The organism is Mesorhizobium sp. M1E.F.Ca.ET.063.01.1.1 (genome assembly GCF_003998155.1).
Lineage (GTDB): Bacteria > Pseudomonadota > Alphaproteobacteria > Rhizobiales > Rhizobiaceae > Mesorhizobium.
On record NZ_RZSC01000220.1, the window covers coordinates 1 to 8,401 of the forward strand.

The 8,401-nt window shown below is 64.3% G+C and carries 7 protein-coding genes and 2 pseudogenes; 8 read left to right on the forward strand and 1 reads right to left on the reverse strand.

The window, feature by feature from the left end; translation table 11 throughout:
• A pseudogene (locus tag EOA29_RS17045) lies at positions 1 to 741 on the forward strand (F0F1 ATP synthase subunit beta); the annotation flags it as partial.
• Between the two features lie 99 nt (positions 742 to 840).
• Positions 841 to 1,248: a F0F1 ATP synthase subunit epsilon gene (locus EOA29_RS17050; protein ID WP_040974468.1), complete on the forward strand. Its 408-nt coding sequence runs from the start codon at positions 841 to 843 to the stop codon at positions 1,246 to 1,248.
• Between the two features lie 130 nt (positions 1,249 to 1,378).
• Here EOA29_RS17050 and EOA29_RS17055 read toward each other — a convergent pair whose 3' ends face one another.
• Complete coding sequence (locus tag EOA29_RS17055) at positions 1,379 to 2,926, reverse strand: mannitol dehydrogenase family protein (protein WP_126091341.1); 1,548 nt, start codon at positions 2,924 to 2,926, stop codon at positions 1,379 to 1,381.
• A 189-nt stretch (positions 2,927 to 3,115) separates the two neighbouring features.
• On the opposite strand from EOA29_RS17055, the gene uxaC reads away from it, so the two are divergent.
• The 6 genes and pseudogenes from uxaC to EOA29_RS43040 all read left to right on the forward strand — a co-directional run.
• Complete coding sequence (gene uxaC, locus EOA29_RS17060) at positions 3,116 to 4,534, forward strand: glucuronate isomerase (RefSeq protein ID WP_126091342.1); 1,419 nt, start codon at positions 3,116 to 3,118, stop codon at positions 4,532 to 4,534.
• Positions 4,535 to 4,566: 32 nt separating this feature from the next.
• Complete coding sequence (locus tag EOA29_RS17065; RefSeq protein WP_126091343.1) at positions 4,567 to 5,544, forward strand: TRAP transporter substrate-binding protein; 978 nt, start codon at positions 4,567 to 4,569, stop codon at positions 5,542 to 5,544.
• On the forward strand, positions 5,541 to 6,131 hold the full coding sequence (locus tag EOA29_RS17070; RefSeq protein WP_126091344.1) for a TRAP transporter small permease: 591 nt from the start codon (positions 5,541 to 5,543) through the stop codon (positions 6,129 to 6,131). The genes EOA29_RS17065 and EOA29_RS17070 overlap by 4 nt, the downstream gene beginning before the upstream one ends.
• A gap of 3 nt (positions 6,132 to 6,134) precedes the next feature.
• Entirely contained in the window at positions 6,135 to 7,415 is a 1,281-nt protein-coding gene (locus EOA29_RS17075) for a TRAP transporter large permease (RefSeq protein WP_126091345.1), read from the forward strand.
• 45 nt (positions 7,416 to 7,460) lie between these two features.
• Entirely contained in the window at positions 7,461 to 8,234 is a 774-nt protein-coding gene (locus EOA29_RS17080; protein ID WP_126091346.1) for a FadR/GntR family transcriptional regulator, read from the forward strand.
• A 17-nt stretch (positions 8,235 to 8,251) separates the two neighbouring features.
• Positions 8,252 to 8,401, forward strand: a pseudogene (locus tag EOA29_RS43040) (5-dehydro-4-deoxy-D-glucuronate isomerase); the annotation flags it as partial.

The window sequence follows — 8,401 nt, forward strand, 5'->3', positions numbered from 1 at the left end:
GAACAGCACGTCCTGGCCCTGGTCGCGGAAATATTAGGCGACCAGGGCCAGGACGTGCTGTTCTTCGTCGACAACATCTTCCGCTTCACTCAGGCGGGCTCGGAAGTGTCGGCGCTGCTCGGCCGCATCCCGTCGGCGGTGGGTTACCAGCCGACGCTGGCCACCGACATGGGCGCGCTGCAGGAGCGCATCACGACGACGACCAAGGGCTCGATCACCTCGGTGCAGGCGATCTACGTTCCGGCTGACGACCTGACCGACCCGGCGCCGGCGACGTCCTTCGCCCACCTTGACGCCACCACCGTGCTCAACCGCGCCATCTCGGAAAAGGGCATCTATCCGGCCGTCGATCCGCTGGACTCCACCTCGCGCATGCTCGACCCGATGGTCGTCGGCGAGGAGCACTACCAGGTCGCCCGCCAGGTGCAGTCGATCCTGCAGCGCTACAAGTCGCTGCAGGACATCATCGCGATCCTGGGCATGGACGAGCTGTCGGAAGAGGACAAGCAGACGGTTGCCCGCGCCCGCAAGATCGAGCGCTTCCTGTCGCAGCCGTTCTTCGTCGCCGAAGTGTTCACCGGCTCGCCGGGCAAGCTGGTCGACCTCGCCGACACCATCAAGGGCTTCAAGGGCCTCTGCGCCGGCGACTACGACCACCTGCCGGAAGCCGCCTTCTACATGGTCGGCGGCATCGAGGAAGCGGTCGAGAAGGCGCAGCGCCTGGCGGCTGAAGCAGCGTAAAAAAGCGAATAGCGAATAGGGAGTAGCGAATAGGGATCAGTGGGCCGGCCGAGTTTCTTCACTACTCGCTACTCGCTATTCACTACTCGCTAGATTGGCATGGCTGAAGCTTTCAAGTTCGAACTGGTCTCGCCGGAGCGGCTTCTCGTTTCCGAGCAGGTCGAGTTCGTCGTCATCCCGGGTGTCGACGGCGAAATGACCGTGCTTGCGCAGCACGCTCCGGTCATGACCATGATCAAGCCCGGCGTCGTCACGGTGAAGACCGCGGCCGGCGCCGAAGAGCGCTATGTCGTGTTCGGCGGCTTCGCCGACATCCTGCCTTCCGGCTGCACGCTACTCGCCGAGTCGGCGACGCATGTGAACGACATCGACCGTGCCGACATTGCCCGCCGCATCCAGGAGGCCCGGGAAGACGCCGCCGACGCCAAGGACGACGAGGCTCGCGCCAAGGCCGAGCAGTTCCTCAGCCAGCTCACGACGCTGGAAGGCGCGCTGTTGCCGGCCTGACGCAGCTCATGACAATGGATCGAAGGAGCGGGGCTTGCCCCGCTTTTTTGTTTGATGGACAGTCCGCCTGCTTGTCAGCAAGCGGTCGATGTCCAGCGAAGATATCTGGACCCGGTCACCCGCAGGCGAATCAACGGCTGTCTATGCCGAGCGCGGCGAATGCCAGCACCGGACCCTCTCGCCGCAAGTGGACGAGATGCACGGCCACGAGTTCGATCAACGTGCGGCGTTCGGCGTGATCCTTGGCGAAACCGGCAAGGTCGAACACTGCCGTGACTGTTTCGTTCGCCGGCAATTGTTGGTCCAGAAGTGCCGTCAATGCCGCATCGAGCGGATCGGTGAAATGGCCCTCCGGCAAGGTCTTTCCCCGCGCCGCGCAGGCGGCGATCCAAGCGGCTACCACCAGCGTCAGATGAACCAGCTCGGTGCCGGCTTCCAGGCACTCCAGGGCCGATGCAATGATGCGCTGCGGCAGTTTCTGGCTGCCGTCATTGGCGATCTGCGCCGTGCGATGGGCGAGCGCCGTGTTGGAAAAGCGCTCGGCGAGCTCGGCCGTATAGGCGGCCGTATCGAGCCCGGCGCCCTCCGGCAGCGTCGGGATCGCTTCTGCCCACAGCGCATCGACGAATTGCCGGATCGCCGGATCGGCGAATGCGCGATCGACGGTGGCATGGCCGGTGAGCAGGCCGAGATAGGCGATGCCCGAATGGGCGCCGTTGAGCAGCCTCAGCTTCATGTCCTCGAAGGGACCGACGTCCTCGACCATGGTGACGCCGAATTTTTCCCAGGCCGGTCGTCCAGCGGGGAAACGATCCTCGACCACCCATTGGCGGAACGGTTCGGTCATCACCGGCCAGGCGTCCTCGAGGCCGAGCTCTTGCGCAATACGCGTCCGGTCGGCATCCGTGGTCGCCGGCACGATGCGGTCGACCATGCTCGACGGGAAAGCCACATCGTCAGCGACATAGCCGGCTAACGGCCGATCGCCTGCGCTGCCACGGGCGGCATCGCCCTGGCGGGCGGCCTCGGCATCGCCCTGGCGGGCGAGCCGTGAATCGCGCAGCTTTGCGAACTCGATCAGCAGGCGGTGGAGCGTGGCGCCGTTGGCGGGAAGGTTGTCGCAGCAGAGCACGGTGAAGGGCGGTATGCCGGCGGCGCGGCGGCGGGCGAGCGCCTCGGCCAGGAAGCCGTGCGTGGTTCTCGGCGATCCAGGGTTTGCCAGATCGTGCACGATGTCGGGATGGTTCTCGTCGAGGCTGCCGTCGGCCGCCCTCAGATAGGCCTTTTCGGTGATGGTCAGCGTGACGATGCGGATGCGTGGATCGGTCAGCGCGGCGAGCACCGCGCCGGGGTCTTCCGGCGCCACCAGCAGCGACAGGATCGAGCCGATCACCTCAAGCCGCTCGCCGGCGCTGTCTCTTACCGCCAGCGTGTAGAGCCCGTCCTGCGGCGACAGCGCATCGCGCGTGTCGGGGCTGCGCAGCGAGACGCCGATGATGCCCCAGCCCGTCTCGCCATCCGCCAGGCAGGCGTCGACATAGGCCGCCTGATGGGCACGATGGAAGGCGCCGACACCGAGATGGACAATGCCCGGCGTCACTGCACCGCGATCGTAGCGCGGTATGACAATGGCACCCGGCAGGTTCGCGATCGTGGCGTTCGAAAGACGGCTGTTCATTGGCTTGAAGTCTCCGATCCGGCGCGTCGAGCCGCTCGCCTGGCAGCAATGGACGGCTGCGACGTAGCACCCGTCGCTGCCCCGCACAATGGCCGTACTTCATGCAAAAGTCATCATACAACTTAATGATTTTTGTATGTTGACATTATCTCCGACCGATCTACCAATAGGCCAGCCTGGGAGGAGAAAGTGGCTGCACTGACCGATCCGGATCTGCTTTTCGCGCCGGAAACGCGAACGTTGGCTCGCACCCTTTATGCCGGGGTCAAAGACCTGCCGATCATCAGTCCGCATGGCCACACCGATCCGCGTTGGTATGCGCTCAACGAGCCGTTCCCCGATCCGGCGCAACTGCTGATCGTGCCGGATCACTACATTTTCCGCATGCTGTTCAGTCAGGGCGTGCGCCTTGAAGATCTCGGCGTGCAGACGCTCGACTTCCCGATGCTCAATGGGGCCCCGGTCGAGACCGACGGCAGAGCGATCTGGCGGCGCTTTGCCGAGCACTATTATCTGTTCCGCGGCACGCCGACCCGGCTCTGGCTCGACCATGTGCTCGAGCATCTGTTCGGTATCGAAGAGCCGCTCAATGCGAGCACCGCCGACCGCCATTACGACACGATCGCCGCGCTGCTCAGCCAAGACGACTATCGCCCTCGGGCGCTGTTCGAGCGCTTCAAAATCGAGGTGATCGCCACGACCGAAGGCGCGCTCGACGACCTCAAATGGCATCGGATGATCCGCGACAGCGGCTGGCAAGGTCGCGTCGTCACCGCCTACCGGCCCGACGCGGTGGTCGATCCCGACTTCGAAGGATTCTCAGGCAATCTCGACCGGCTGGGCGAGATCACCGGCTGCGACACCGGTACCTGGGCCGGTTATCTCGAAGCGCATCGAGAGCGCCGCGCCTATTTCAAGGAATTCGGCGCCACCTCTTCCGATCACGGTCACCCGACCGCTGAGACCGCCAATCTTTCCGATCACTCTGCGGAAGAATTGTTCAACCGCATCCGCCGCGGCTCGGACGACGAGCGCGAACGGCGGCTGTTCCGCGCCCAGATGCTGACCGAGATGGCCAAGATGAGCCGTGACGACGGCCTGGTGCTGCAGATCCATCCGGGATCATGGCGCAATCATTCGCCGGCTATTTTTCAGAAATTCGGCCGCGACAAGGGTTTCGATATCCCGACCAGGACCGACTATGTGACGGCGCTGAAGCCGCTGCTCGACTGCGTCGGGCTGGAGCGCGACCTGACAATCATCCTGTTCACGCTCGACGAGACGAGCTACGCGCGCGAGCTGGCGCCGCTCGCCGGCGTCTATCCGGCGCTCAGGCTCGGACCGGCATGGTGGTTCCACGACAGCCCGGAAGGCATGCGCCGCTTCCGCGAAATGACCACCGAGACGGCCGGCTTCTACAACACCGTCGGCTTCAACGACGACACGCGCGCCTTTCCGTCGATCCCGGCGCGTCACGATATCGCCCGCCGCGTCGACTGCGCATTCCTGGCGCGGCTGGTCGCCGAATACCGGTTGCGCGAGGAGGAAGCGCATGAGCTGGCGCGGGAGCTTGCCTACACGCTTGCCAAGAGAGCGTACCGGCTCTGAGCGGTACGTCAGGGTTTCAAAGGGAGGAAGTCATGTTGCATTTTTCGAAATTGACGGCGGCCACATTGGCCTTCGGCTCGCTGCTGATCGGCATCGCCAATGCCGAGACCGTGCTGCGGTCGTCGGACACGCATCCCGACGGCTACCCGACCGTCGAGGCGGTCAAATATATGGGCGAGCTGATCAAGCAGCGGACGAATGACCGCTATTCGATCGAGGTTTACCACTCGGCGCAGCTCGGCGAGGAGAAGGACACGATCGAGCAGACGCAATCGGGTGTGATCGACCTCGACCGCGTGTCGATGGGGCCGTTCAACGGAATCGTTCCGGAAACCGCGGTGCCGTCGCTGCCTTACATGTTCCGCTCGGTCGAGCATATGCGCCATGTCATGGACGGGCCGATCGGCGACCAGATCCTGAAAGCGTTCGAGGCGCATGATCTCGTTGGCCTCGCCTTCTACGATTCCGGCGCGCGCTCCTTCTACAACACCAAGAAGGACATCAGCTCGATTGCCGACCTGAAGGGCATGAAGTTCCGCGTCATCCAGTCGGACGTGTTCGTCGACATGGTCAACGCGCTCGGCGCCAACGCCACGCCGATGGCCTATGGCGAGGTCTATTCGGCGCTGCAGACGGGTGTCATCGACGGGGCCGAGAACAACTGGCCGAGCTTCGAATCCGCCAAGCACTACGAGGTCGCCAAGCATTACACGCTGGATCAGCACCAGATCGTGCCGGAAGTGCTGGTGATGTCGAAGGCGAGCTGGGACAAGCTCTCGCCGGAAGACCAGGCGATCGTCAGGCAGGCGGCCAAGGACAGCGTCGTCAAGATGCGCGAGCTCTGGGACGCGCAGGAGAAGAAGTCGCGCGATATCGTCGAGAAGGCCGGCGTCAAGGTCGCCGAGATCGACAAGCAGCCGCTGATCGACGCCATGAAACCCGTCTACGACAAATATCTCTCGACGCCCGCGCTCAAGGATCTCGCCGCCCGCATCCAGGCTGCGAAATGACCAGAACCGACAATAGACCGAGCGGCGCGAACACCTCCGCGCCGCCAGTGGCGAAGCCGGAAACGAACGCATTCTGGCTGCGCGCCGAGCGCCTGCTGTCGGGCCTGGCGACGCTGGCGCTGTGGGTCAGCGGCGCCGGGCTGACCTTGATGACGATCATCATCGCCTGGCAGGTCTTCTCGCGCTATGTGCTCAACCGCTCGCCGAGCTGGACCGAGGCCTCCTCGGTGCTGCTGATGGGCTGGTTCATCTTTCTCGGGGCTGCGGTCGGCGTGCGCGAACGCACACATCTCGGCTTCGACGTGCTGCTCTATTTTCTGCCGGCGCCGGCAAAGGCGGTGCTTCGCACCATTTCCGACATCGTCGTGCTGGCGTTCGGCGGCGGCATGATCATCTACGGCATCCAACTTGCCAGGCTGACCTGGGGCACGATCATGCCGTCGCTCGCCCTGCCCGGAGGCGTCGGCTTCCTGCCGGTCATCCTAGGCGGCGCGCTGGTCTGCCTGTTCTCGCTCGAACGGCTTGCCGGGCGCTTTGCCGGCCTGCCTGTCGATACCGACATCCACGCCACCGGCGAGGAGATGTGAGCCATGGCCTTGACCGTGCTTTTCGGCACCTTCGTCTTCCTGCTGATCATCGGCACGCCGATCGCCTTCTGCCTCGGCGTGGCGAGCTTCGCAGGCATCATCGCGCTCGGCCTCCCTCCGGTGGTAGTGTTCCAACGGCTGAACTCGGGTGTCAGCGTCTTCTCGCTGATGGCCATTCCGTTCTTCATCTTCGCCGGCGACCTGATGGTACGCGGCGGCATCGCCGCCCGCCTGGTGGCGCTGGCCGGATCTGTTGTCGGCCATCTGCGCGGCGGCTTGGGCCAAGTCAACATCGCCGCATCGACCATGTTCGGCGGCATCTCTGGTTCGGCCGTGGCCGACGCGTCCGCGGTCGGCGGGCTGATGATCCCGCAGATGAAGGCGCGCGGCTACGGCATCGACTACGCCGTCAACATCACCTCTGTCGGGGCCATCATTGCCCTTTTGATCCCGCCGTCGCACAACATGATCATCTACTCCATCTCGGCCGGCGGCCGCATCTCGATCGCCGACCTGTTCACCGCCGGCGTCATCCCGGGCCTGCTTCTGGCGCTCGCGCTGATGATCACGGCCTATCTGGTCGCCAGCCGGCGCGGCTATCCGACCGAGCCTTTCGCCGGTTTCGGCCGGGCGCTCCAGTTGCTCTTCGGCGCCATTCCGGGCCTCATCCTGATCGGCATCATCTTCGGCGGCGTCCGCTCCGGCATTTTCACAGCAACGGAAAGCTCCTGCATCGCCATCGTCTATGCCTTCCTGGTCACACTCATCATCTACCGCTCGATGAGCTGGAACGATTTCGTCTCGGCGACCACCGCGGCGGTGCGCACGACGGCCATGGTCCTGATGATCATAGGCTGCGCCGCGGCCTTCGGCTGGCTGCTCGCCTATCTGCGCGTGCCGGCGGCGCTGGTCGCCTTCCTGCAGGAGATCTCCAGCGACAAGCTGGTCATCCTGCTGTTGATCAACGTCGTGCTTTTGATCCTCGGCACGTTCATGGACATGTCGCCGCTGATCATCATCACCACGCCGATCTTCCTGCCGGTGGTCATGGCTTACGGCGTCGACCCGGTACATTTCGGCGTCATCCTCATCCTTAATCTCGGCATCGGCCTCTGCACGCCGCCAGTCGGGGCCGTGCTCTTCGTCAGTTGCGCCATAGGCCGCATTCCGATCTGGACGGCCATGCGGTCGATCTGGCCCTTCTATGGCGCGGCCTTCGCAGTGTTGATGCTTGTCACCTATGTGCCGGCAATATCATTGTGGCTGCCCAATCTTTTCCACTAAGGGGTCTTTTCCACTAAGGGGCCTTTTCCATTAGGAGTGATCGAGGTGGCCGATAGCACAACCGACCTCAGGGTCGAACGGAAGCCGAAGCTGTCGGAAACGGTGGTCGCGGCGATCCGTAAGCAGCTTTTGGCGGGCGAGATCCCGCCCGGGCACAAGCTGCCGACCGAGGGGCAGCTCACTGAGACCTTCGGCGTCAGCCGCACCGTTATCCGCGAGGCCTTGGCCAAGCTTGCCGCCGACGGCCTTGTCGAGCCGCGCCAGGGCGCCGGCGTCTTCGTCACCGAGCACATCTCCACCACCCTCGGCGTTTTAGCCGCCGACATGGGGGCCAAGGATTCCATCGCGCTCAACGTGCTCGAGGTGCGGCTGGCGATCGAGATCGAATCGGCCGGACTTGCCGCCATCCGCCGCAACGCGGCGCAGGAAGCGGCGATCCAGGAGGCCTTCTTCGAGTTCGAGCGGCTGCTGCTCGACGGCCAGCCGACCGGCCCGGCCGACCTCGCCTTCCACCGCGCGATCGCCAGCGCCACCAACAATCCGTTCTATGTCGAGATGCTCGACGTGCTCGGCCGCCGCGCCATTCCCTGCGACGTCACCTCGCCATGGTCGACGGAGCTCGTCCAGTCCGACGAGTACCAGCGCGGCCTGCAGCGCGAGCATCTGGTGATCCTCAACGCGATTTCGGCGGGCGACGCCAATGCCGCGCGCGAGGCGATGCGGACGCATCTCGCCGCCAGCCAGCAGCGCTACCGCGAGCGTCTGCAGGCGCGGCAGGCCTATTACGCAAAGTCGGTGGCGGCCGCGTCGACCGGATGATCATTCGAGCAGGACAGATGGATCAAAAACACACTGAATTCTCCTCCCGCTTCGCCATCGACCCCGTTGCGGCGTCGGCGATGGGAACCGACGCGCTGCGCCATAATTTCCACGTCGAGGGGCTGTTCCAGCCCGGCCTCGTCAGGCTCACTTACACCCATTACGAC